This is a genomic window from Laspinema olomoucense D3b (genome assembly GCF_025370785.1).
GTDB classification, from domain to species: Bacteria; Cyanobacteriota; Cyanobacteriia; order Cyanobacteriales; family Laspinemataceae; genus Laspinema; species Laspinema olomoucense.
Map to the genome: position 1 here is coordinate 18,080 of NZ_JAMXFA010000051.1, position 24,995 is coordinate 43,074.

General features: G+C 47.1%; 19 protein-coding genes. 11 read left to right on the forward strand and 8 right to left on the reverse strand.

What is annotated here, in order from left to right:
• Positions 1-49: 49 nt before the first annotated feature.
• A complete protein-coding gene (gene dnaG, locus NG792_RS25595; protein WP_261201537.1) occupies positions 50-1,966 on the reverse strand; it encodes a DNA primase in 1,917 nt (638 codons plus the stop codon).
• A gap of 109 nt (positions 1,967-2,075) precedes the next feature.
• On the opposite strand from dnaG, the gene NG792_RS25600 reads away from it, so the two are divergent.
• From NG792_RS25600 to NG792_RS25610, 3 genes are all read left to right on the forward strand, one after another.
• On the forward strand, positions 2,076-3,008 hold the full coding sequence (locus NG792_RS25600; protein WP_261237266.1) for an SGNH/GDSL hydrolase family protein: 933 nt from the start codon (positions 2,076-2,078) through the stop codon (positions 3,006-3,008).
• A 109-nt stretch (positions 3,009-3,117) separates the two neighbouring features.
• Positions 3,118-3,765 (forward strand): Eco29kI family restriction endonuclease, encoded by a 648-nt coding sequence (locus NG792_RS25605; protein ID WP_261237267.1) that lies wholly within the window; start codon positions 3,118-3,120, stop codon positions 3,763-3,765.
• Positions 3,746-4,927, forward strand: coding sequence for a DNA cytosine methyltransferase (locus tag NG792_RS25610; RefSeq protein WP_261237268.1), 1,182 nt, complete (start codon positions 3,746-3,748; stop codon positions 4,925-4,927). The genes NG792_RS25605 and NG792_RS25610 overlap by 20 nt, the downstream gene beginning before the upstream one ends.
• Before the next feature lie 301 nt (positions 4,928-5,228).
• Here the strand turns inward: NG792_RS25610 and NG792_RS25615 are convergent, their stop codons facing one another.
• The 3 genes from NG792_RS25615 to NG792_RS25625 form a co-directional block, all read right to left on the reverse strand.
• The gene (locus tag NG792_RS25615) at positions 5,229-5,885 is read right to left on the reverse strand and encodes a Uma2 family endonuclease (RefSeq protein ID WP_261237270.1); all 657 of its coding nucleotides are present in this window, start codon (positions 5,883-5,885) and stop codon (positions 5,229-5,231) included.
• 221 nt (positions 5,886-6,106) lie between these two features.
• The gene (locus tag NG792_RS25620) at positions 6,107-6,337 is read right to left on the reverse strand and encodes a type II toxin-antitoxin system Phd/YefM family antitoxin (RefSeq protein ID WP_261201542.1); all 231 of its coding nucleotides are present in this window, start codon (positions 6,335-6,337) and stop codon (positions 6,107-6,109) included.
• Between the two features lie 94 nt (positions 6,338-6,431).
• On the reverse strand, positions 6,432-6,581 hold the full coding sequence (locus NG792_RS25625) for a hypothetical protein (RefSeq protein ID WP_261201543.1): 150 nt from the start codon (positions 6,579-6,581) through the stop codon (positions 6,432-6,434).
• 33 nt (positions 6,582-6,614) lie between these two features.
• Between NG792_RS25625 and NG792_RS25630 the strand changes: the two genes are divergently transcribed.
• The 6 genes from NG792_RS25630 (at position 6,615) to NG792_RS25655 (ending at position 11,863) form a co-directional block, all read left to right on the forward strand.
• Positions 6,615-8,330 (forward strand): bifunctional serine/threonine-protein kinase/formylglycine-generating enzyme family protein, encoded by a 1,716-nt coding sequence (locus NG792_RS25630; RefSeq protein WP_261237272.1) that lies wholly within the window; start codon positions 6,615-6,617, stop codon positions 8,328-8,330.
• A 122-nt stretch (positions 8,331-8,452) separates the two neighbouring features.
• Positions 8,453-8,806, forward strand: a complete 354-nt coding sequence (avd, locus tag NG792_RS25635) for a diversity-generating retroelement protein Avd (RefSeq protein ID WP_261201545.1) — start codon at positions 8,453-8,455, stop codon at positions 8,804-8,806.
• Positions 8,807-8,818: 12 nt separating this feature from the next.
• On the forward strand, positions 8,819-9,874 hold the full coding sequence (locus NG792_RS25640; protein ID WP_261237273.1) for an RNA-directed DNA polymerase: 1,056 nt from the start codon (positions 8,819-8,821) through the stop codon (positions 9,872-9,874).
• 24 nt (positions 9,875-9,898) lie between these two features.
• Positions 9,899-10,054, forward strand: a complete 156-nt coding sequence (locus tag NG792_RS25645) for an SUMF1/EgtB/PvdO family nonheme iron enzyme (RefSeq protein ID WP_261201558.1) — start codon at positions 9,899-9,901, stop codon at positions 10,052-10,054.
• A 136-nt stretch (positions 10,055-10,190) separates the two neighbouring features.
• Complete coding sequence (locus NG792_RS25650; RefSeq protein WP_261237274.1) at positions 10,191-11,150, forward strand: serine/threonine protein kinase; 960 nt, start codon at positions 10,191-10,193, stop codon at positions 11,148-11,150.
• 56 nt (positions 11,151-11,206) lie between these two features.
• Positions 11,207-11,863, forward strand: coding sequence for a Uma2 family endonuclease (locus NG792_RS25655; RefSeq protein ID WP_261237276.1), 657 nt, complete (start codon positions 11,207-11,209; stop codon positions 11,861-11,863).
• A 90-nt stretch (positions 11,864-11,953) separates the two neighbouring features.
• On the opposite strand, the gene NG792_RS25660 is transcribed toward NG792_RS25655, so the two are convergent.
• From NG792_RS25660 to NG792_RS25670, 3 genes are all read right to left on the reverse strand, one after another.
• The gene (locus tag NG792_RS25660) at positions 11,954-12,505 is read right to left on the reverse strand and encodes a Uma2 family endonuclease (RefSeq protein WP_261237277.1); all 552 of its coding nucleotides are present in this window, start codon (positions 12,503-12,505) and stop codon (positions 11,954-11,956) included.
• 160 nt (positions 12,506-12,665) lie between these two features.
• Positions 12,666-14,363: a potassium channel family protein gene (locus NG792_RS25665; protein ID WP_261201550.1), complete on the reverse strand. Its 1,698-nt coding sequence runs from the start codon at positions 14,361-14,363 to the stop codon at positions 12,666-12,668.
• Between the two features lie 502 nt (positions 14,364-14,865).
• Positions 14,866-15,912 carry a tetratricopeptide repeat protein gene (locus NG792_RS25670; protein ID WP_261237278.1) on the reverse strand — a complete coding sequence of 349 codons (1,047 nt, stop codon included), beginning with the start codon at positions 15,910-15,912 and terminating at the stop codon, positions 14,866-14,868.
• A gap of 383 nt (positions 15,913-16,295) precedes the next feature.
• Between NG792_RS25670 and NG792_RS25675 the strand changes: the two genes are divergently transcribed.
• Positions 16,296-17,171 carry an MBL fold metallo-hydrolase gene (locus NG792_RS25675; protein ID WP_261201552.1) on the forward strand — a complete coding sequence of 292 codons (876 nt, stop codon included), beginning with the start codon at positions 16,296-16,298 and terminating at the stop codon, positions 17,169-17,171.
• Positions 17,172-17,317: 146 nt separating this feature from the next.
• Here NG792_RS25675 and NG792_RS25680 read toward each other — a convergent pair whose 3' ends face one another.
• The gene (locus tag NG792_RS25680) at positions 17,318-21,181 is read right to left on the reverse strand and encodes a PAS domain S-box protein (protein WP_261237279.1); all 3,864 of its coding nucleotides are present in this window, start codon (positions 21,179-21,181) and stop codon (positions 17,318-17,320) included.
• Between the two features lie 822 nt (positions 21,182-22,003).
• On the opposite strand from NG792_RS25680, the gene acnB reads away from it, so the two are divergent.
• Positions 22,004-24,613: a bifunctional aconitate hydratase 2/2-methylisocitrate dehydratase gene (gene acnB / locus NG792_RS25685; protein ID WP_261237281.1), complete on the forward strand. Its 2,610-nt coding sequence runs from the start codon at positions 22,004-22,006 to the stop codon at positions 24,611-24,613.
• Positions 24,614-24,995 lie beyond the last annotated feature (382 nt).

A 24,995-nucleotide genomic window follows, 5' to 3' on the forward strand; every position in this document is an offset into this window, starting at 1 on the left:
GCTTATATTTTTTATACTATTCCCCACATTTTAAAAATTGCCCCCATTTTCAATACATTTGTAACCAATCAACTAAACTCACTTGGCGATGCTTATCTAGTTCTTCAATGCGCTTTTTTTCTTCAGAAATTTGTTCTTGATAGTACCGCGCACGGTCGGGTTCTTTTGTAACATCGGTTTGCTCCCAAAGCTGTAACGCTTGACGGCAACGCTTCTCACAGAATACCTTTTCAATACAAGCGATCGCCCCTTGAATCATCAGAGGTGGATTCAATAAATCTCGCTGAGACTTTTCATCCAAATGAAACAACTCAGAAACAGGTTTTAAATCCCGATTATTCTGTAAAAACCGCTCTTGGACTTGAGACAGTAAATCCCCGGTTGAATTGTGATATTCAAGCTGGATAATTTGCTGCCACAAAAACCGATGGGGGGTGAGACTAAAATCTAAATCCCGCGCCTCCAACTCCTGGGCGATCGCCCCGCGATGTTCCGGACAATGCAAATACAACCGCAATAACACTGCTTCAGCATTTTCTAACAATCCGCGATCGGCAGAAACCGGAACTTGATCCAGTTGCTTCTCCTGCTCACTCTTACTTTCCTTGCGCCGGATTCGATTAAGTTTTTTAATTAAATCTTGGGCGCGTAAAGTAACTAAAGTTCCATTTCCCTGACTGAGAATTTCTGCACAGCGATTCACATAATACATTCGGGTATCGGTATTCTGAATTTTGGTGAGTAAATTCACCATTTGCTTGGCAATCCGTTGATAAGCATCGGATTGGTTTAAATCATTTCCTTGTAACAATTGCTGCATCTGCCAATCTAACCATAAAGGCGCATTATCCATCAATTGCCGATAGGGTTCTGGACTGCCGGTAGATTTGAGAAACTCATCCGCATCTTTACCATCGGGAATATTGATAATTCTCAGTTGGACTTGTCCCTTGTATGCCAATTCGGCAATTTCTCCGATCGCCCGTTCCGCTGCCGTCGTCCCTGCCGTATCCGCATCAAAATTCAGAATCACTTGTTTGGATTCGGTATAACGCAATAATTGCTTAACGGCATCCAAACTCAATGCGGTCCCCAAAGAGGCAACGGCATTAGAAATTCCTGCCGCATGAAGGGCGATCGCATCAAAATATCCCTCCACCACTACCGCTTTATCTGCCTTGGAAATCGCTGTTTTAGCTTTATCCAACGCATACAGCGTTTTGCCTTTATCAAATAACGGTGTTTCTGGAGAATTGAGATATTTCGGTTGTTCATCGCTGAGGGTTCTGCCACCAAAAGCAATAGCACGACCCTGGGAATCATGAATTGGAATCATCAGGCGATCGCGAAAGCGATCGTAATATCCTCCCCCGGTATTCCGCGCCTTAATTAATCCCGCCTCTTCCACCAACTGGACGGAAAACCCTTTTTCTTCTACTAAATAACTATAGATACTTTCCCATCCTGCCGGTGCATAACCCAATTGAAACTGTTGGATTGTTTCCAGACTTAATTGCCGGTCAACTTTCAGATAATTCAGCGCATCACTGCCTTGGGGTTGATGTAAAGCGTGCTCATAAAACCGCACGGCGATCGCCATAATTTCATAGAGTTCTTCTCGCCGAGAAAGCTGTCGCTGTAACTCTTCCCGCTGTTCCGGTTCAATCGTATGCACAGGAACCTGATACCGTCGCGCCAGATCCAACACTACATCGGAAAACGAGTGTTTGCCAATTTCCATCAAAAACGTAATCGAATTTCCCCCCGCCTGACATCCAAAACAGTAATACATCTGCTTACTGGGACTCACGGTAAAACTGGGTGACCCTTCATCATGAAAGGGACACAATCCCACCAAATCTTTACCCATTTTTTTGAGTACAACACGCTCAGAGACGATATCTACGATATCAGCACGTTGCTTGACTTGTTCAATCGTGTCAGGATGGATGCCAGGAATGTTCATCAGCACAGAATTACAGATTGATTCTTATAATCATATTAAGTCCTAAATCCCGATTTTATTATAGGGTGATGGGATAAAAACGCTGAGGGTGGTGGTGGAGGTTAAACCCGTGAAAATGATATGGATTGCGATCGCGATAATTGTTGGACTGTTCATCGCCGTAGAAGTGGCACTCAGACTGCTCTTTGGGTTTGGCAACCCTCCCCTGTACATCCCCGACGAGAAAATCGGGTATCTGTTGGCACCGAATCAGAAATTGCGACGCTTTGGCAATCGCTTCGAGATTAACCAATATTCCATGCGGAGTGCTGCCGTGAACCCAACATCAGACACCCTGCGAGTCTTGTTGCTAGGAGATTCCGTTGCCAATGGCGGATGGTGGACAGATCAAGCGCAAACCATCTCCGCCTTCATGCAGCAACAACTCCCGGAACGCCTCCCGGGGAATTCCCCTCAAATCGAAGTGTTCAACGCCTCCGCGAACTCCTGGGGACCCCGCAATGAACGCGCCTATCTGGAGAAATTTGGGACCTTTGGTGCTAAGGCAGTGGTGTTGCTCATCAATACCGATGATTTGTTTGGGACCCAACCAAGTTCTATACAAGTTGGACGCGATCGCAACTATCCTGACAAAAAACCGCCCTTCGCACTGGTAGAGATAGTGAGTCGATATCTTTTACCCGCGCCAACTGTGCCTAAGTTACCCGAGGAAAAAGGCGATCGCGTGGGGTTTAACTTAGAAGCAATTCATCAAATTCAGCAAATTGTCACCGCAAACCAAGGTCAATTTATATTAGCAATCACCCCCTTATTACGAGAAATCGGAGAACCGGGACCGAGAGACTATGAAATAAAAGCGCGTCAACGCCTGCAAGAATTCACCCAACAGCATCAAATCACCTACTTGGATTTTTTAGACCCTTTTAATGCCGTAGAAAACCCAGCAAGTTTATATCGAGACCACATTCATCTCAGTCCAAGTGGCAATGAGTTGGTTACTCAGAAGATTACGGAGGCACTGGCGCCGATGATGTCATTTTAAGGCATTAGGGTAGTGCTGCAACCCACATTGCGATTGTTGATGAATTATGAATCACTCATTCCATTTGATGGTATTATGTTGATGGTTATTGGTTTAAGATCGGGCAGGTATGGATATTTTTGATCGTTCACAACATCTCTATGTTTCTTCAGACTTTGACGCTATCATCAAAGATACGATCCGCTTTTTTAATGGAACCCCTGTCCATTCTATTCCTATTCCCAAACGCTTTTCGGGTACCGGCGTATATGCTCTATACTGTATTGCTCAGTCGGGAATGTACTCAAAATTTCATAAAATTAATAGAACTGCATTTAATATGCCGATTTATATTGGTAAAGCGGTTCCCAAAGGGTGGCGGCAAGCTAGGCAGTTATCCTCCATAGACAGTAGAAGTTATGAGTTATATAATCGACTCTATGAACATAGCTATAGCATCAATATTGCAGAGGGTTTGGAAATATCAGATTTTTTCTGCCGGTTTATGATTCTCGAAGGGAGAGAAAGTGATTTGATTGGAACGGTTGAAGCGGCCCTCATCCGAAAATATCAACCCATTTGGAACACTTTAATTGACGGATTTGGTAATCATGATCCGGGCAAGGGTAGATACCAACAAGCAAAATCAGATTGGGATGTTTGCCATCCAGGACGTCCTTGGGCAGAAAAGTGCCAGGGAATACCTGCAAACCAAGAAAACCTTTTTCAAAGTATTGAAAACTTTTTAAATAATTTAGATGATGAAAAACAACCCTAAAATATCTTGCTTAGAATTATTTGCAGGTGCAGGGGGTCTAGCTAAAGGACTAGAACTCTCGGGAATTCAACACACCGCTTTGATTGAATGGAATAAAGATGCCTGCAAAACCCTGAGCTATAACTATAGCGAAAATCTGGTTTATAATACCGATATTCGTTCCTTCCAGTTTGACCAGTTCGATAAGGTTGATATGGTTTCAGGGGGACCGCCCTGTCAACCCTTTTCAATAGGAGGAAAGCACGAAGGAAATATAGATGAACGAGATATGTTTCCTTATGTGTGCAAAGCCATCAGTATCTCTAGGCCAAAGTTTTTTATATTTGAAAATGTCAAAGGTCTTTTACGACAATCATTTAGGCGCTACTTTGAATATATTATTTTAAGATTAACCTATCCTGATGTTGACATAAAACTTTCAGAAAATTGGCAAGAACATCTCATCCGCCTTGAAAATATCCAGACATCAGGCCAATATGACGCCGTAAAATATCAGGTAACTTTTCGCTTGGTGGATGCAGCAAATTACGGCATTCCCCAACGCCGGGAACGGGTTTTCATTGTAGGTATTAGAGAAGATTTAAACATCAACTGGGTTTTTCCCCAAGAAACCCACTCTCTAGATGCGCTACTCTGGTCACAATTCATTAGTTGTGATTATTGGGAACGACATAGAGTCAAACCTTCAGGACTTGAAAATTTGGATAAAAGAACCCAGCAAAGGATTGAGCAACTCATCCAACAACCTACTTTATTCCCTCCCCCCTTAAAGCCTTGGAAAACAGTTAGAGATGAAATTGGAGAACTGCCAAAACCAGACCCTCAAGGGAGCTTTAATAGTGAACATATTCTTAGAACAGGCGCAAAGGCATACCCTGGACACACGGGGAGTTATATTGATATGCCTTCTAAGACATTGAAAGCTGGAGATCATGGTGTTCCTGGAGGAGAAAATATGATTCGGTATGAAGATGGTCAAATTCGGTACTACACAACCTTTGAAGCTAAACGAATCCAGACCTTTCCAGATGACTATAAAATTGTGGGGTCATGGACAGAAGCCATGAGACAGATTGGCAATGCTGTACCTGTAAAACTAGGGCATTATATCGCAAGTTCCTTGGCTCAGACAATTTGTATGCCAGAGATTTCTCCTACCTAGATTTTTTAGATCCTTTTAATTCGGTGGAAAACCCAGAAAGTTTATATTTGGACCATTTAAGGCATTAGCGGAGGGCAAAAGTGCTTTATATTTTTAGCAAGAAACCGGGTTTCTACCGCAACTTTTGCCTGATCACCCTGGTCAAGATGTATCGGGTGTGGGGCGATGGGGAAATGGGGATGTTGAGCTGGGTCTAGCATCTGTTGATGAATTACCATACATTCTAGGGTTGGTGAGGCAATCCCTCGAAAGACAAATGGGAGACGTAGAGTAATCGATATGAATAATGGATAATTGATATTTATCCATTATCAACTGACTGAAACTGTGCCATTAACCAGGCTCCGACTTGGGATTGGTCTTGGTTGCGACTCCGTTGCAGCGCTTGGTCTAGGGTCGCTATCTCCAGTCCTGGAAACATCATAGAGACATCAATTCGCTGACTCCCCCGATCGCTCATCTGATATGCCAATACCTCCGCTGTTTCCACGTTCACAATCCAATATTCAGCAATCCCCACCTCTTCATAAAGGAATCGCTTAACTGTGCGATCGTCCAACAGGGATGATTTCGCTACCTCCACCACCACATCCGGTACCGGATATTCTTCCAAATTTACAACGTCAGTGCCGTTGGGGATGGCAGTTGCCTGGGTGCCAACGTAATAAGCTAAATCCGGCTGAAACTCGACATAGCCCGGTTTGCGGAAGGAACAGTTGTCTAATTCTCTAAATGCGATCGCCTTCAAAATGCTGTACAAGTTAACAGCTAGGGAAATCACACTATGGTCTGTGCTGTGGTCAAAGCCTACGGGTAGTTGCATTTCTAATCTCATTCGCCCATTGCTGTAATAGCCTTTGGATTTAGCATGGGTGGGGTCATCCAAAGCACTCAGGTACTCCTTCCAGGTGGCAGGAACCCAGGTATCACTGGCTATTAGATTAGAGAGTGGATTCATGCTTATCATCCCGGAGGAAAAATCTACATCTATTCTATGTTACTCCTACTCTGTAACTTTGGCAACCGGCAGAGTCTCCATTTCCACATCCAGAACTGTTACAAATTTTCGATATTGATGCAGTTAAGTATTAGGATCGCCAATTGCCGTTTTAAGTTGGCTTGATAAGCGTTGATCTCCGAGTAAATACCAAAGCCAAATGTGGGTATCTAGCAGCAGTTTCATTCTAACACCTCCCAGGGCTTAGGCTCTGGCGCAATTATATCTCCTAAAATTTCACCGCTTTCCTTCATAGCCCCAAAAGCGGGGCGGGCATCTGGGATCGTAGCGGGATAGATAATCACTAAGGGTTTGCCTTTATGGATGACCGTAATCGGGGTTTTAGTGCGTTCGACTTCTATAAATAAATTCTGGAGAATTTGGGGCAGTTCATTGGTCGTAATTTCTGTCATTTGTTACCGCCTGAACCGTGAAAAATAATGTAAATGCCGCACAGCTTAATTTTAGCTGACTAGAAATTCCCCGAGTCCGGACCCACCGTCTGGACTAACGGGGGTCGCCAATCAACACCAACGGCGACCCGAAAAACGGATGACAGTGAGACTGACTTAATTTCGCCTGACGCAACGCCTCCACCTGGGTTAACTCCTCCTGCATGATCAGGGGATTCAACTCTATCCCGGAAAGGTAGTACAATGACCCTGTACCCCCTTCCCTTGTCTCTGCCCTATGTTTTGGCCCGACGGACACACCCTGCAAAACGGTAAACTGGTGATTGAGCACGTTCTCGGTCAAGGTGGATTTGGCATTACCTACAAAGCCATCCATCGCGGGTTTAACGCGCCCGTGGTGATTAAAACCCCGAACGCTCATCTCCGGAAGGACCCAGAATATCCGAAATATGTGAAGCGCTTCATCCGAGAGGCTCAGACTCTGGCTAAACTGGAACAGAATCCTCACCCCAATATTGTCCGGGTTAAGGATTTATTTGAGGAAGGGGATGCCCATTGTTTGGTGATGGAGTTTATCGATGGAACGACCTTATCTGACTATGTGCAGCAACGCGGCCCCCTGTCTGAAGCCGAGGCCCTGAGATATATTCGTCCCATTGCCGATGCGTTGGTTCGAGTGCATGGGGTAGGTTTGGTGCATCGAGATGTCACCCCTCGTAACATCATGCTGCGGGATAATGGGCAGCCGGTTTTGATTGATTTTGGCATTTCTGGGGAGATTGTCCCCCAGGCTATGAGTTCCAAAATGTTTGGTAGTCGTGATTTTGCGCCCTATGAACAGTTAATTAAAGGCGATCGCAACCCGACCGTAGATATCTATACCCTGGCCGCCTCCCTGTACTATCTGATTACCGGACAACTCCCCCAGGATTGTTTGTCCCGCAAAGTGGATGATGAGCCATTGATTGCTCCCAAAGACTTAGTGTCGGTTAGTCAGCCCATCAATGATGCAATTCTCACAGGAATGGAATTGCTCCCGAAAAATCGCCCTGCTTCAATGGCAGCGTTCTTAGGGTTATTATCCCCTGCACCTGCCCCAGTCCCTGAAAAAATCTACCACTACGAAATCATCACCCTCAATCAGCAAGGGGAAATAGCCCAACGGCAAAAGGGACAGAATCGCGGCATTCTGGAAACCACCCTGGGGTTAAACCTAGAAATGGTGGTGATTCCTGCCGGAGCATTCCTGATGGGATCGCCGGAGAATGAAGCGGAGCGAGATAGTGACGAAAGCCCCCAACATCGGGTGACCTTACCAGAATTTTTGATGAGTCGCACGGCTATCACTCAAGCCCAATGGCGAATCGTTGCCCAACTGCCCCAAGTGATGCGTTCCCTAGAGCCTGATCCGGCTCACTTTAAAGGCAATAACAATCCTGTAGAACAGGTGAGTTGGGAAGACTGTATCGAATTCTGCCTGCGGTTAAACCAAGCCACAGGTCAGCCCTACCGCCTTCCCAGTGAAGCGGAATGGGAATATGCCTGTCGGGCTGGAACCACTACTCCTTACCACTTCGGCCCCACCCTCTCCCCTCAAGTTGCAAACTATCATGGCAATTACAATTATGGTCAGGGCAAGAAAGGGGAATATCGAGAAAAAACGATTTCCGTGGGCAGTTTAAATGCCCCGAACGCTTGGGGATTGCACGATATGCATGGGAATGTGTACGAGTGGTGTTTAGATGATTGGCATGACAGTTATGAAGGTGCGCCAACCGATGGTAGAGCCTGGATAAAGAATGATAATCATTCTCAAAGCAATATGGACTGGTTAAAAGATTTGTTGAATAAAGAGTCAATAACCAAGCTGCTGCGTGGCGGTTCCTGGGACTACTACCCGAGGTTCTGCCGTTGTGCCTACCGCAACAACTACCCCCGCGACGTCAAGGACAACTACTTGGGTTTTCGGGTGGTGGCCCCCAGAACTGCTTAACCCTCTACTCTTTTTCCCTCTTTCCCTCTTTTGGCGCGGAGCGCCTTTTTTTATTTTTTTAGATGACCCTGCCCCTGACTATGGTTTGATAAAGAAAGGTTACCTATTTTTGACAAACTGGAATGGACGAACTGCCGATTATTCAGAAAACCTACGATCTAATACAATGGTATATTCCCATTTTGAACCGATTACCGCGAGATCATAAAATGATGCTCGGAGAGCGGATTGTTACCCATCTCTATGAATTCCTAGAAAATCTCATTATAGCACGATATTCATCTCAAAAAAGCAACCTATTGCGTGCCCTGAACCCGAAACTTTCTATCCTCCGCTACCAGACCCGCCTCCTCATGGATTTTCAACTGATTTCCGTTGAGCGCTATGAATATATCGCCAAACAGTTGGATACCATCGGCAAAGAACTGGGAGGCTGGATTCAGCAACAATCGGGCAAACCCACAAAAACAACCTAACTTTAACCTAGCATGAAACGTTTCGGAAATCTCTGGCCTCAAATATCGAGCTTTGCAAACCTCCTCATAGCAGCCCGCAAAGCCCAAAAAGGGAAGCGGTTTCGGCCCACGGTTTTAGAATTCAACGATAACTTAGAAAGCAATCTGATTCAACTGCAAACTGAGCTCAACAGCCAAACCTATCAACCGGGAAATTACCATCAATTCTATGTCTATGAACCCAAAAAAAGGCTAATTTCAGCGGCCCCCTATCGAGACCGAGTGGTCCACCATGCGCTCTGCAACATTATTGCGCCTTTATTAGAACGCTCCTTTATTGATACTTCTTATGCGAATCGCATCGGCTACGGTAGCCACTGCGCCCTAGAAAAATTCACCACCCTCGCCCGCACTCACCGCTACATTCTCCAGTGCGATATTCGGAAATTTTTCCCCACGATTAATCATAGCCTTCTCAAGGCAATCATTCGCCGCAAAATTAAATGTAAAAATACCCTGTGGTTGCTGGATACTATCATTGATAATGGCAAAAATCTCGATCCGGTTCTTCACTACTTTCCCGGGGATGATCTGCTGGCACCAGTTTTATATCCTTGTGGTTTACCCGTAGGCAATTTGACCAGCCAATTTTTAGCAAATCTCTACCTCAATGGCTTTGATCACTTTATTCTGCAAGCGCTAAAAATTCCCGCTTACGTTCGCTATGTTGATGATTTTGCTTTGTTTGCCAATGATCATACTCTCCTAGCCCAAGCTCGCCCAGAAATTGAAACCTATCTGGCCACCCTACGGCTAAAAATTCACCCCATCAAAAGTCAACTGTTTGAAACTCGCCACGGTGCTAATTTTTTAGGGTTCCGCATTCTCCCCCAACAAATTCGCGTTCGTTCGGACAGTCTCCAGCGACTCCGAGGTAAACTGAAAACCCGTTACCATGAATATCAGCATCAGCAGATTGATCAGAGTCAGTTCCAGCAATCCATCCAAAGCTGGCAAGCTCATCTCGACCACGGCAACACCGCCCACTTGCAGCATCAACTTTTTGATCCAATGCTGGTAGAATTTTAATCAAGGGATGAACGATTTTAGCTGCTGCGTGGCGGTTCCTGGAACAACAACCCGAGGAACTGCCGTTGTGCCAACCGCAACAACAACACCCGCGACAACAAGAACAACAACTTGGGTTTTCGGGTGGTGGCCCCCAGCACTCTTCAACCGGCCAGAATAGCTCAATGGGAATTGGGTTAGCGTGCGATCGAGGAGTTCAGTTTCATTCCGGTGATGCCCCGGCATCCAAATATCTCGTCACCCAAAGGTGGGGGAGTAGGGACATCCGAAACCCGACTAATGGGATAATGAGGGCAAATTCTATCATACAAATCCTATGCCTTGGGAAAAAGGAAAAACACTGAAGGACGGAGCCTACACCATTGAGAGTGTTTTAGGACAAGGGCGATTTGCCATTACCTATCTAGCCAGCGATCGCATGGGGGAACGGGTGGCGATTAAAACCCTCAATCCTGATTCCTCAGTCTTAGGGCAAATGAGCGCGCCGGATCGTCAAGCCTTCGGCAGTAAATTTTATGATGAAGCGCTCAAACTGGAAAAATGTAAACATCCTAATATTGTGCCAGTGCGGGAGGTGTTTGAAGAGTCGATGCGCGCTTGGTTGACCCAAGTCCGCTATGCTTGTATTGTTATGGACTATATCGATGGCTTTGATCTAGAGCATCGGCGATCGCCCCGTCTGCCGAGCGCTGAGGTATTGCACTATGGACGACAAATTGGCTCCGCTTTGATTGCCGTCCATGCACAAAAGATACTCCATCGGGATGTGAAACCGGGAAATATTATCGTGCGATCGCAGGGGGGCAAAAGTGAGGCAATTTTGATTGATTTTGGTTTAGCGCGTGCCTTTGCTCATCCCCTCACTCAACACATTACCACCAGTGGGTTTGCTCCCATCGAGCTATACTCAAATAAATTTGAGCGCGGCCCTTGGACTGATGTCTATGGTTTAGCCGCCACCCTCTACGAATTACTCACCGGAAAACCCCCAGAGGATGCCCTAGCCCGCCATGATAAAGATTTAAAAGTAGACTTAACTCCCCCGCGATGTTATGTTCCCCAGATTAGCAAACGAGTGAATCAGGCGATCGTCCAAGGTTTAGCCGTGATGCCGGGCGATCGAACCCCATCAATTCCTAAGTTTTTACGACAATTGGGAGTTGGACAGTGGTATGTCCCCTTTCCCGATTGGGATGTCAATATTTGGGTACAGGTAGGCACTATGATAGGAACTCTTCTCGCGGCAACTGCGGCGATCATAGCGTTGTTCAAATAGGGCTTGATTCGGAACTTGTTATAATGCATCAATCCTGATTAACAATAACCGGGACTATGGTTCAAACTCCTATCTCCTCTCATATTCTCTACCCGGACTCTGATGGTAAGCCGATCGCGGAAAATACCCTGCAATATCGCTGGATTGTGCGGTTAGTCACTAATCTCAAGCAACTCCTCAAGGAACAAGTTGCCTTTGTTGCGGGGGATTTACTCTGGTATCCGGTTCGGGTGGAACGTCCTCCCGCCCCCTGTCAAGCGCCAGATGCGATGGTAGTGTGGGGTCGTCCGGATGGGGACCGAGGTAGTTATAAACAGTGGGAAGAAGATAACATTGCCCCCCAGGTGGTGTTTGAAATTCTCTCTCCCAGTAATACCATGATCGAAATGGCGGCAAAACAAAATTTTTATGCACAGTATGGTGTGCTGGAAATGGTTTTTTATGACCCCCAATCTCATAATTTTTGGGGGTTGCATCGGGCTACGGCGCAAGATAGCTTAAACTTTATCCAATCCCAGGATTTACCTTGGATTTCTCCTTTGTTGAATATTCGTTTTGAACTGTCGGCTGATGGTTTAGCGGTGTATCATCCTGATGGGGAATTGTTCAAGGAACCGGGGGAGTTGTATGAGGAACGGGATAAGGCACAACAGGAAAGGGATAAAGCCTTTGCTAAACTTCGGGAACTGGGGATTGACCCTGAAACCCTTTAAATGATGCCTGTTACGGTGCTGAAATATATTGAATTTCAGCACCAAGACTTAGGAAATCAACGGGGTTGCTGAGGGCAAGCAACCCCAAAATTAGGCTGAAATTATGGCTTGAATGGGAATGGTTACATCAGGAAAGGCTAGAGGAGAAATTTCTCCCTCTTTTAAGGTCATTTTAGACCCATAATCCCGTCCCCTGGGTTGACGGTAGATAATTAATTCCGTTGTTTGGAGATTGACTAGCCAATATTCGGGGATTCCCGCTTCGGCATAGATGTGATATTTTAGGGTTGAATCTTTCTCTAAACTGGTATTAGCATATTCAATCACCCAGAAGATGTTTTCCGGATAGGGATGGTGAGACAGATATTCGCGCCCGAGGGGTTGCACAATGGCGAGATCTGGTTCGGGTTCCGATTGGTTGGGGAGGGTAATCGGTTTAGCGTGACGCAGGAAAGCGCGATCGCCTAAAACCCGAGTCAGATACGATCCCGTTTCGGAACTAAAAAACGCATGAGCTTCGCCTTCAGGGGACATTTTAACGATTTCTCCGGCTAACAATTCCACCGGGCGATCATTGAGTAACCCGGTTTTAATAATTTGGTGGTAGTCTTCTAGGCTCCACTTGATTGTTGAAAGTACCATCTTGACACCTCTATCAACCTTGTCTCTAGTTTATCATGAGTTTGCCAAGGGTGAGAAACCGGGTTTCTGGGATAACTTTTGTCTGATTGCAAAGATTTAGGAAAGAAACCCGGTTTCTGGATTGTTGCCAAGGGAAAGAAACCCGGTTTCTGAATTAAGGTTAATTGGAACTGCTGGATATCAGTTTGGAGGGGGTGGTGCGCCAGAGTAATTCTAGTTTGTTGCCGGGGATTGTTAAATATAAAACATCTCCAACTTTTAGAGAGGTTTCTAATAACTCCCACCCATGAATAGTTTTCTCTGGGGTTTGAATATATAAGGGGACAAAATCTGCTTTCATGGCTGATTCTTGGACAGTTTGATGATAAAAAGGATGGGCGGGGGTGATTAAGGTAGCGATCGCCACCCAAAGACTCCCGGCAGTCATGCCATTGCCTAAAATCCGTCCCCCGATCGCAGCGGCAGCAAAGGCAGGGGCGGCGATTTCTGTAGGATTGAGGACGTGTTCAAAGTCGAACACTTGTTGTACCATTAAGGCAAAGCGCGGGTCCTCACTTCTCACGACCAGAGGCAGTTGCGGCACTACGCCTTTTGCAGTTAAGGCAATTTCTAAGTTAGTCATGTCATTGCTAGTGACAGCTAATACCGCTTCGGCTTTTTCAATATGAGCCGCTTTTAAACTGGCGGGTAAGGTAGCATCTGCCTGAATGACAGGAATTTTTAACCCCTGTGCGGTACTCAGAAAGCGGCAGTTTGGATCGCGATCGATGACAACGACATCATACCCATTGCTATGTAGTTGCTCGATCGCCTTGATTCCGATGTCTCCTAGTCCACACACGATATAATGATGGCGATGGGGGATTTCCGGGGTATCCCACAGTTGTCTCAATCGGCTACCTAGGATAAAATCGTTCAGGAGAGCATAGCAAATCCCCACAGCACCAGCCCCGACGAGCATCATCAGGGCGGTAAACAGTTTCAAGGGAACGGGAGAATGCTCCGCTACCGCTTCATTGCCGCCAGCGCCCGTAATCATGCCCACCGAAAAATACAGAGAATCAACAAAAGAGGTGTTTGTATTAACAATAGTATAAGTAAAAGTTGCCGTTAAAATTGTTAGTAAGAGGGCTAATAGGGCGAGGGTGGTGGCTTGATTTTGCTGTTGAAATCGGCGCCAATTGCCGAGGGATTCTTGGAATTTCCGGCCCCAGGAACGTCGGTTGTGGCGCTTACTGAGTTGGGTGGCAACAATCAGGCGATCGCCCACTTCCAATGTCTTTCCAGTCAGGACCGCCGAAACGAGGTCGATATGAGGATGCTGGGGTAGATAGTATATCAGCATCCGGCGCGGATCTTCCCATAACTCAGCTAACTTGCGCCCGTTCCAGGGATGGCGCTGATCGATGTATTCTTCATGAATCGGCCAAGTTTCATTAAACAGTGTGAGATGCCCGATCGCCCGACTCCCCATTGCCGCAAAGGCAAAAATCGGGGCAGCCAAGGTGGAGACACTCATGCTGGTATGCTGGGGTAACGTGCGATCCAAGCGATCGCCTAAACTGCCATTAAACAGCCGTGTAATAATCCGAATCTTGGGATTTAGCAGACGAGCTTGCATCAGAATAGCTAAATTCACCGCATCATCATCGGAGGCGATGGCGATCGCATCCGCATCTCGAATCCCAGCAGCGAGTAAGGTGGCCGCTGATCGTGGATCTCCCACAATGATCCCCGTCTCTTCTCCAGGAACCAGGTGCTCTCCCACCCCTACAACCGACGCCCCCTGTTGTCTTAATAAGCAAAAAATTTGATACCCCGTGCTACCCAGACAGCAAACAATGATTCGCGGTTTCATGATGACCCCAGCCTACGATCAGGATTGAGAAAGAATACAGCCAAATTCACATCAATGTCACGGACGATAATATTTTCAGTCCCTCGGGATCTAAAAAATGTAGCGAAGGACACCGCCTTTTGTTTTTGCTTCAAAAAACTATCCCACCGATGGATATTGGCAGCGATCGCCTCTTGCAAAGCATGAGTAATTCCACTCAAGTAAAAGGGTTTTGGGTAACAACCCGCTGAATCTATTGAACTGGCGATCGCCAATTCCCGAAAAGGCGAGTATCTGGATCATGTATAGCAAATCAAATTTTTAAAATCTTACAAACCAAGAGTGAGAGTATCTTGCTCCTTACTGTAACCAGATGCTCCCACTCCCTTTAAATTTTGTCTAATTTATTTAGACTTGCTATATCTTGGCTTTTTAAAAGCCTGTTTTCTGTTCCGTTTGAGTCAAGGGCTTACTTGATCTAACCGCACCCTTGAATTTCTCCGGATTTTCAGATAGAAGGAAACTAAACTCCCTCTGACTTCGCCGCAGTTGCCGATAACCATTCCAACGCCCCGGTTGTTTTGTGCCATGCTACTAGCGCCGTAGCGGCATAAGAAACCGCCTCACTTTCATCCCCCCATCCGATTAAACTCGGCAGTTCTTTCGGCATCTTTTTCTTTCCCAAAAGATAATCAGGAACATATTGATTACGCTTTAAAGCTTGTTGTAACTCCTGATTTGTCTGCTCGGTTGCGCCATCCTTTTGAAACAACCATAAGGCGCGGGAATAGGTCCAGGAAGCCGAAGATTCATCTTCATATTGTTGAAAGAGATGGGCGATCGCCTCTGATGCACCTTCTTCCAACAGGCAAGGGAGCAACATATAGCGGATGCCTTGATTATCATTGGGGTTGAGGCGTAACATCTGCTGGTAATGTGCGATCGCCTCTTCTGTCTCCCCCAACTGCAAACAACATTCCGCCAGACCCTGCCGTGCGCGCATATAGGGACGAGTCTCAGTCATTCCCCAAAAATATCCAGCGTGTTCTTCAAAGAATTCTGGACCTAAAGCTCGTTCACCCGCCTGTACCCCTTGCTCATAAAACCCTTTGGCTTCCTTCAGGGTTTTAGCAGACTCTTGGGCTAATAGCACATAAGCATCCACACAATCGGCGCTAATCTTTAATGCCCGCTTGGCTAATTGTACCCGCTTCTTGCCCGGAACCGACCAAGCCTCATACATAATATCTTGTGCCTTATCCAGGGGGGTTTCCTCCTGAGTCAGGGTGAGGGGTTGTCCGGAAGTGAGGGCTTCTTGGAGAAAAGCGCTCGCTGCTTCGCTCGACTCAAACTCATTCTCCTGCAAGAATTTCTGAATCTGCCGCATCATCTTTTCCATCTCCTGGAGACTGCCCGCCTTAAATCCTTTCAATCCCTGACTCGGGAGATCTTCATCGCTTTTAGGGGCTTTGGTAAGTTTAGTAGTTTTGGTGCTTTTAGTGCTTTTGGCAGCACTCGGGCTTGTTTTCTCCGTGTTTTTTTTGGGTTTTCTGGGTTTTTTCTCAGTCATGGTTGATGTCCTGGGGTTCATTCACTACAATTTATATTAGCAGGAGTAGAAAACAGTGCGATCGCCACCACTCCCCCTGGTGTTTCCCAGGGGTTGACTCCAGGCAACACAAGCTACACTGAAAAGAATCAGACCTCAGCATCAAGACAGGATAGCGGGAATCAGAACGGGGATTTCTTCCCCTTTGTTTAGGGCTTCCCTCCCTCATTCGGGTCCAGGACTGATGCACCCAAGGGACGATTTATGAGCTTGTACCGGGCTGAAACCTTAGCACCAGTTGCACCTCCCCCCCCGAAGATTTCTGGGCCGTAACGATTGGGTTTAAAACTCTTCCAGGGCAGCGAATTTCAACTCTCAAATTTAAAATAAATTAGAGGAAAATAATGGCTAATCAACAACTACGACGACCTGAAAATGTGAGCGGTGATTTCTATGTGGATACCACCTGCATTGATTGCGATACTTGCCGCTGGATGGCTCCCGATATCTTTCACCGTGACAATGAGCAATCGGCAGTTTATCAGCAACCCCAAACAGAAGCCGAACGGTTGGAAGCGTTACAGGCCCTTTTAGCCTGTCCTACGGCTTCGATTGGGACTGTAGATAAACCCAAAGACATCAAAAAAGCCCAAGAGAGTTTTCCCCTGTTAATTGAAAACAATATTTATCATTGTGGGTATCATGCGGAGAGTTCTTTTGGAGCGGCGAGTTATTTAATTCAGAGACCGGAGGGAAATATTTTGGTAGATTCCCCCCGCTTTTCTCCCCCGTTAGTTCAGCAGTTGGAATCAAGGGGAGGGATTCGTTACCTTTATTTGACCCATCAGGATGATGTGGCCGATCATCAGAAATTTGCCGAATATTTCCGATGCGATCGCATCCTACATCAAGATGAAATCAATCCCCGAACTCGGGAGGTCGAAATTCAGCTCACCGGCTATGAGCCAATTGAACTCGAATCAGATATGGTAATTATTCCCCTTCCTGGACATACCAAAGGCCATACCGTTTTGCTCTATCAAAACAAATTTCTATTTACCGGAGATTGTTTAGCTTGGTCCCATCGGCTGAATCAATTGATAGCCTTTCGCGATGCCTGTTGGTATTCTTGGCCAGAATTAATTAAATCCCTGCACAAGTTAAAAGACTACTCCTTTGAGTGGATTCTGCCCGGGCATGGTCGCCGCTACCATGCAGAAAATGCACAGCAAATGCAGCAGGAACTCCAGCGCTGTCTAGCTTGGATGGAAACCCAATGATAACCGGGCCATTTCAGGGGTTGAGGACTGATGCCAAAAAAACAAGTTTTTCCTACCTTTCAGGGCTCATTACACCAGTCTAAAAAGCCGATTGGCGTTTAAAAAAGGGGAAAGGGGAGCAATCCGAAATGAAAGTAAGAAGTCTATTAGAGAGACTGCCTGAGTAACAGGGTGGCATTTTCAGCAGTCAAGGGTTTAGAAAAAAAATAACCTTGTCCATCTTCAGACCCCAGGGACTTGAGTTCGGCTAGTTGTTCAGCGGTTTCCACCCCTTCTGCGGTGACATCCATTCCCAAACCGTGGGCTAAAGTGACGATCGCCTGAATGATTTCTAAATTTTTACCTTGGGTGCCGATCCGTTGCACAAAAGACTTATCAATCTTTAAAGTGTCAATCGGAAACTGAGCTAAATGAGACAGGGAAGAATAGCCCGTTCCAAAGTCATCTAAGGATAAATGAATGTTTCGTTCTTTCAGTTGCCAGAGGGTTTGATTGGCGGTTTGGGTATCTTCAATCAGGACACTTTCAGTAATTTCTAGCTTTAAGAAAGCCGGGTCGAGACCTGTTTCTTGGAGGACGCGATCGACGTGTTCGACTAAATCCGGTTGTAGAAATTGTTTCCCCGATAAATTGACGCTCATTTTTAAAATGCCCTCTTTCCGGAGGGAGGGAAATTGGGTGTGCCATTCCACGAGTTGTCGGCAAGCTTCCCGCAGGACTAAGATGCCTAATGGCACGATTGACCCCGTTTCTTCCGCCAGGGGAATAAATTCGCTGGGGGGAATAAAGCCTCGTTGAGGGTGATGCCAGCGCAACAAGGCTTCAAATCCTACTATTTTCCCGTCGAATAAAGACACAATGGGTTGATAGACGAGGCTGAGGGAGGTTTGATTGAGACTGTCGGCTTCATGAAGTTCTTGGCGCAAATCATTTTCTAACTGTAAAAGTTCCACTGCCCGGTCATGCATCGCCTTATCAAAGATAGCAGTTCGAGCTTTGCCACTGCGTTTGGCGCGATACATGGCGATATCTGCGTTGCGGAGTAAATCCGCGCTGACTTCATGCTCGATGGAACTGAGGGCGATGCCGATGGTTACGGTAATAAAGACCGCGTGTCCTTCAAAGGTAAACGGTGCTTTTAGTTGCTGGTGAATTTTTTCTGCGAGGTCACTCGCCTGTTGAATGCTTTGGACATCTTCTAATAGGATAACATAATGATCACCACCGAGACGGGCAACGGTATTTTGAGAATTCAGACACCGTTCTAAGCGGAAGGCGATCGCAATTAATAGCATATCCCCCACGGCATGACCTAAGCTGTCATTGACTCGTTTAAAGCGGTCAATATCGATAAATAAAACCGCTATTTGCCGAGCGCTTTGCCAATTTTGGCGGGCGCTGGCTTCCCGGAGTCGTTCCATTAAAAAGGCGCGGTTAGGCAGTCCGGTTAAGGGGTCATAATAGGCTTGATGAATGAGTTCTTCTTCTGCCCGCTTGCGATCGCTGATGTCGGTTTGAACGCCAATATAATGGCTAATTGTCCCCCGTTCGTTTTCTACAGGAGACAAACTCAGTTCATTCCAAAATAACGTCCCGTCTTTGCGATAATTGCGTAAGGTGACTTTGCAATCTTGTCCATTGCGAATGGCATTTCGCAACTCGTGTAATGCGGGTTGATGGCGATCGCGTCCTTGCAGAAATCGGCAGTTGCGTCCTGTCACCTCGGCGTAGGAATACCCCGTCATTTTTTCAAAACTGGGATTGACGTAAACCACGGCATTATCTTTGTTATACTCTGAGATGACGATGCCATTGCTACTGGCGGCGATCGCTCTTTCAAAGAGTCGCAGGCGTTCTTCTTGTTCTTTGCGCTCAGTGACATCCCGGGAATTGATCACAAATCCCGCAATTCCCGGTTCCTGAAGCAGGTTGCTGCCAACAGACTCTAGGGTGACCCATTTCCCGCTGGCATGACGAAAGCGAAACTCGCTCTCAACGACCCCGCCTCGTTGTTCCAAGGCTTGGGTAAATAAAGTATAAATTGCCTCTTTATCTTCCGGGTGAAGGTAGTTAAACCCATTGTCACCGATTAAATCTTGGGCTTTATAGCCTAGAATTCTTTCAACCGATGGACTTTGATATCGAATCGTTCCATCCGCTTCTAAAATGGTAATAATATCCGATGAATTTTGGACTAAAGACCGAAAGCGTTTTTCACTTTTAGCCAGGGCCTCTACCGCATTTTTCTGTTCGGTAATATTAAAGGCACTTAAACATAGACCAATAATCTGATTAGTTTCATCAAAAACAGGTTGCCCATTAATTTCAAACCAGTATTCGGTCCCGGTATTTCCCAAGATTTTCTGCTGGAGTTGGACCGGCATTCCTTGAAGGCATTGATGAAAACTTTGATTGAAGAGTTCCAACCCATTGCGGGATACATATTCGTAGGCAAAATCTCCGGGTTCAATGGTTTTGCTCCATAACTTTTTAACAGTTTCCCGAGCGGTTTTATTAACATCTCTAATTTTATACTGGCGGTCAATTAAAACAATGGATTGAGCCGATGAATTGAAAATTGCCCTTAAATTGGCTTCGGATTCAATTAAAGCCGCCTGAGTTTGCTTACGTTCCGTCACGTCGGTCAGGGTTTCGATTAACCGCACAACTTGGCCGTTACGGTCGCACAGGACTTCTCCTTTACTGACAACCCAGCGGATAGAGTTGGTTTGACCATGCAGAATCCGGTACTCACTTTCGTAGTTCGTTTTAGCCCCGATCGCCTGCACAATTGTGCTTTGAACCAGGGGCCGGTCTTCCGCTTGGATCGCTTTAATATAACTACTAATGGTGGGGTTATAGCTGCCTTTTTCAATCCCTAAAATGGCGTGAACTTCATCAGACCAGGTAACATTTCCCGAGGGCAAATCCCACTCCCAAACGCCCATTTGGGCAGCTTTAAAAGCAGCCAGCAATCTCCCTTCACTCTGCTGCAATGCCCGTTGAGTCCGCTGGCGATCAAGTTCGGCGGCTGCCTGTCCGGCAAATATGCTCAAGACTAATTGGGCGCGGTGAACGTCGATTAACGGGCGATCGTCGAATCCACACATTAACCCGATGGGTTTGCCATTCATATCCACTAAGCGGACTCCCAAGTAGCTGCAAGCTTCTAGCTTGCCCAGGGGGTTGCCTGGAGACAGGTGCGACTTAAATTTATCGGGAATCCAGTCGCTTCCACATTGCAGGACTTTTGCCCAAGGCGTTCCGGCGATCGCATATTCCAGTTCGCACAATTGCTCATTCCACCCGGGACCCGTCAGTTCGCCCCCCTCCCAGAATGCCCGAACTTTCACCACGGAAGCTTTGGTCCCCACCACCTCCCCAATAAAGACGTAGCGCATCCCCAATAATGAGCCCAGATAGCACGCCAAGGCGGGAAAAAACTGCTCTCCCGTCACGGGGGCTTTTCCGTTGTCCAGGGATTGCAGAATATTCTCCACTTCCTTGAACTCGGTCAGATCTTTAAAGGTTTTAAAGTACAGGAGTTCCTTTCCCACAGTCAATGCCTCGATGGAGACACTCACCCATAAGGGTGTTCCATCGGCTTTCTTCGCCACCAGTTCATAGTTCTTGATGACACCTTGAACCTGGAGGGTAGCGAGCAATTTTTTTCTTTCCGTTAAGTTATAATAAAAACAGTCTTGGTTGCGATTAATCGGCTCAGTACCTCTAAAGCCGAACAGTTCCCGAAAGCAATCATTAACATAGACGATCTTGCCATCAGTTGAATGGATCAAGGCGATCGGCACGGAAATCCGTTCGGCGATCGCCTCAAACAGACAGTTGGTCTCGCAAATCTCTAGGGAGACAGGTAAATCACTGGAAATAGACCCGTCCGGGTTAATGTAACTCAGGGTAGCTTCCTCCTTGACCCGTTGGCGTTCTAACTTCGCCTTTTCCTGATCTTTATTTATCAATTCTATCTCTTCGTTCTGTTCCACTAAGCTCATCCCCACTCCTTCCCTCTCGTTGGGAAACTCCCGGCCCATCTCATCTTAAAAATTGTATGAACATTTTTTAATTAATCTTAATATTCGGTGGGCCTTTTGTAAAACAGTTTTAATTAAAATTCATTAAACCCCATCGGCTCGGCAGACAGAACTTGTGCCAATACTTAAACAAAAAAGCGTGTTCCTCGGGCCCCAAGACACTTCCGAGGGTCTTTGTTAATGAAAACCCCTGCTCCCCTCCAAGCCTCTGTACCTAGATTACCCGGATGTAGCTAATAACTCTCTTGCCTCTTCCTTGCCGAGTAAACCTAGCCCTAACTAAACCTGAAATTAGCAGAGGGATGCAAGAAATCGGGTTCTAACCGGATGAAATGTCAACTGCCTAACCGGGCTAACCCTCCTCACCCTCCGGTTGAGGTCGGTAGATGCGGCGGGAGGGTTAAGTTATCCCAATCATTGTAAGAGTTATCTAAAAAAGTTAAGAATTGTACATAAATCTTTACAGCCCAAATAACTTCCCCATAAGCTTTTGGGATGTAACCCGATCGCCAGGGGTGGGATCTGAAATGTCGTTACGCTCTCCCGGTAAGGGGAGGGTTCAGTCCTGAACCGGACGGATGCGATCGCCCCAGATGCCCCCCAGAAAACCGTCTCAGCCGTCGAAAGCGGAGGGAACCGCCCAGAACCCGTCAACTCCCCCTGGGAAGGATAAACAACTTATCCCCTCCCCCCAGTAACAATCACTCATCCTGTCAAAGTGCCTACTGAATCCAACCCATTCCTACATTAAAATTAGCGATACCGTTAGAGGAGACACCTGCAATGCTAGAATCCTACCGTCAACAGGCAGCCTCTAGGGCCAGTCAAGGCATTCCGCCCCTGCCCTTAGATGCCCAGCAAACCTCAGAACTCTGTGAACTGCTGAAAAATCCCCCACCGGCAGAAGAAGAAACCCTGCTGCACCTGCTGCGCGATCGCATCCCACCCGGAGTAGATCAAGCTGCCTACGTCAAAGCTGGCTTCCTCACCGCCATTGCCAAAGGCGAAATCACCTCTCCCCTGGTTTCCCCCTTGGAGGCGATCGAACTCCTCGGCACCATGTTGGGCGGCTACAATGTCCAATCCTTAAGCGATTTGCTGCAATCCAGCCAGCCAGAGATTGCCCAAGGTGCTGCGGATGCCCTCAAGAAAACCCTGCTGGTGTTTGATGCCATGCATGATGTTCTGGAGTTGTCCGAAACTAATCCCTATGCAAAGCAGGCGATCGACTCTTGGGCGAATGCCGAATGGTTTACCTCTCGCCCTCCTGTCCCTGAAACTGTCACCGTCACCGTTTTTAAAGTCCCCGGGGAAACCAACACCGACGACTTGTCCCCCGCCTCTCATGCCACCACTCGCCCGGATATTCCCCTGCACGCCCTCGCGATGTTAGAATCCCGCATGACCGGGGCCCTAGAAACCCTAGGGGAAATCAAGGGCAAAGGACATCCCGTCGCCTATGTGGGGGATGTGGTGGGAACCGGGTCCTCCCGTAAATCTGCTATTAACTCTGTGCTGTGGCATATTGGCAATGATATCCCCTGCGTTCCGAATAAACGTGCAGGCGGGTATATCCTTGGGGGTGCGATCGCGCCGATTTTCTTCAACACCGCTGAAGACTCCGGTGCTCTACCTATCGAATGTGACGTCACCAACCTGGAAACCGGCATGGTGATTACCATCCATCCCTACAAAGGACAAATCACCAACGAAGCCGGAGAGGTGATTTCCCACTTCACCCTGAAACCGAACACCATTTTGGATGAAGTGCGGGCGGGGGGACGGATTCCCCTGATTGTCGGGCGATCGCTCACCGACAAAACCCGCAAGGCGATCGGACTCGACATCAGCCCCCTCTTCACCCGTCCCGAAATCCCCACCGACACCGGCAAAGGCTTCACCCTCGCCCAAAAAATGGTCGGAGAAGCCTGCGGCATCCCTGGCGTCCGTCCCGGTACCGCCTGCGAGCCCCTAATGACCACCGTAGGTTCCCAGGATACCACCGGACCCATGACCCGCGACGAACTCAAAGAACTCGCCTGTCTCGGCTTCTCCGCCGATTTAGTCATGCAGAGTTTTTGTCATACCGCCGCCTATCCCAAACCCGTGGATATCACCACCCAAAAAGAACTCCCCGACTTCTTTTCCACCCGAGGCGGCGTGGCATTACGTCCCGGAGACGGCATCATCCACTCCTGGCTGAACCGGATGCTACTCCCGGATACCGTCGGCACCGGAGGCGACTCTCACACCCGTTTCCCCCTGGGAATTTCCTTCCCCGCAGGTTCGGGCTTAGTCGCCTTTGCTGCGGCTTTAGGCGTCATGCCCTTAGATATGCCGGAATCGGTATTAGTGCGGTTTAAAGGGGAATTGCAACCCGGTGTTACCCTGCGGGATATCGTCAATGCCATTCCTTATGTTGCCATCCAAAAAGGATTGCTCACCGTCGAGAAACAGAACAAAAAGAATGTGTTTTCTGGACGGATTATGGAAATGGAAGGCTTACCGGATTTGAAAGTAGAACAAGCCTTTGAACTCACCGACGCCACGGCAGAACGCTCCTGCGCCGGTTCTACCATTAAACTGAGTGAGGAAACCGTTGCCGAATACCTGCGATCGAACGTTACTCTGTTAAAAAATATGGCCGCCCGAGGCTATCAAGATGCTCGCACCATCTTACGCCGCGTCGCCAAAATGGAGCAATGGTTACAAAATCCCCAACTCATGTCGGCTGATGCTGATGCCGAGTATGTGGAAACCCTAGAAATCGACTTAAACGAGATTAAAGAACCCATCGTCGCTGCACCCAATGACCCGGACAACATTAAATTAATGTCCGAATGTGCGGGAGATAAAATTGATGAAGTCTTCATCGGCTCCTGCATGACCAATATCGGTCATTATCGCGCTGCTGCAAAAGTTTTAGAAGGGGCGGGATTAGTCAAGGTTCGCCTGTGGATTTGTCCTCCCACTCGCATGGACGAAGAACAGTTAAAAGCCGAGGGCATTTACGAGATTTTTGAAGCAGCCAATGCCCGGACAGAGATGCCCGGTTGTAGCCTTTGCATGGGCAACCAAGCCCGTGTTGAAGATGGAGCAACGGTGTTTTCTACCTCGACGCGCAATTTCAATAATCGCATGGGTAAAGATGCCCGAGTCTATCTCGGTTCAGCAGAATTAGCCGCAGTTTGTGCCTTACTTGGACGGATTCCCACGGTGGAAGAATATCAAGCAATTGTCAGTGAGAAAATTAATCCCTTTGCTGATGATTTGTATCGGTATTTGAACTTTGACCAAATCCAGGGATTTGAGGATGAAGGTCGAGTCATTCCCCTGGAAGAGTTGCCAAAAATTGAGGATATTTTGGGAATGCCTGTGGGCGCAGGTAAATAACTGTAGCCTAGACTATAGCGGTTCCGGGATTGATAGCAACTAAATCCAGATTTTATCTTTACTTTACCCCCCTGGCAAACGCTATAAGTTAGAGCTTTAGGGGGTAAAAATAGACAGGAGTCAAGCGGAAGCTACTTAAAATTGACCCGGAAGGGTAGAGGGTAGCTTCCGCTTTTTTGTAGCGTTTTGTGTTCAGGAAAATTGAATAACCGGCCACCCTAAAATTAACAGGATGGAAACTTGCTGCTACTCACAAGGCGAGAAGAACTGGCAGGCTCCCGATTTGGTAAACTTACCAATAGATGATATAGCGTTTCTCTTGTTGGTGAAGTACATTCACCGATCCCCCTAAATCCCCCTTGACAAGGGGGACTTTCCAGGT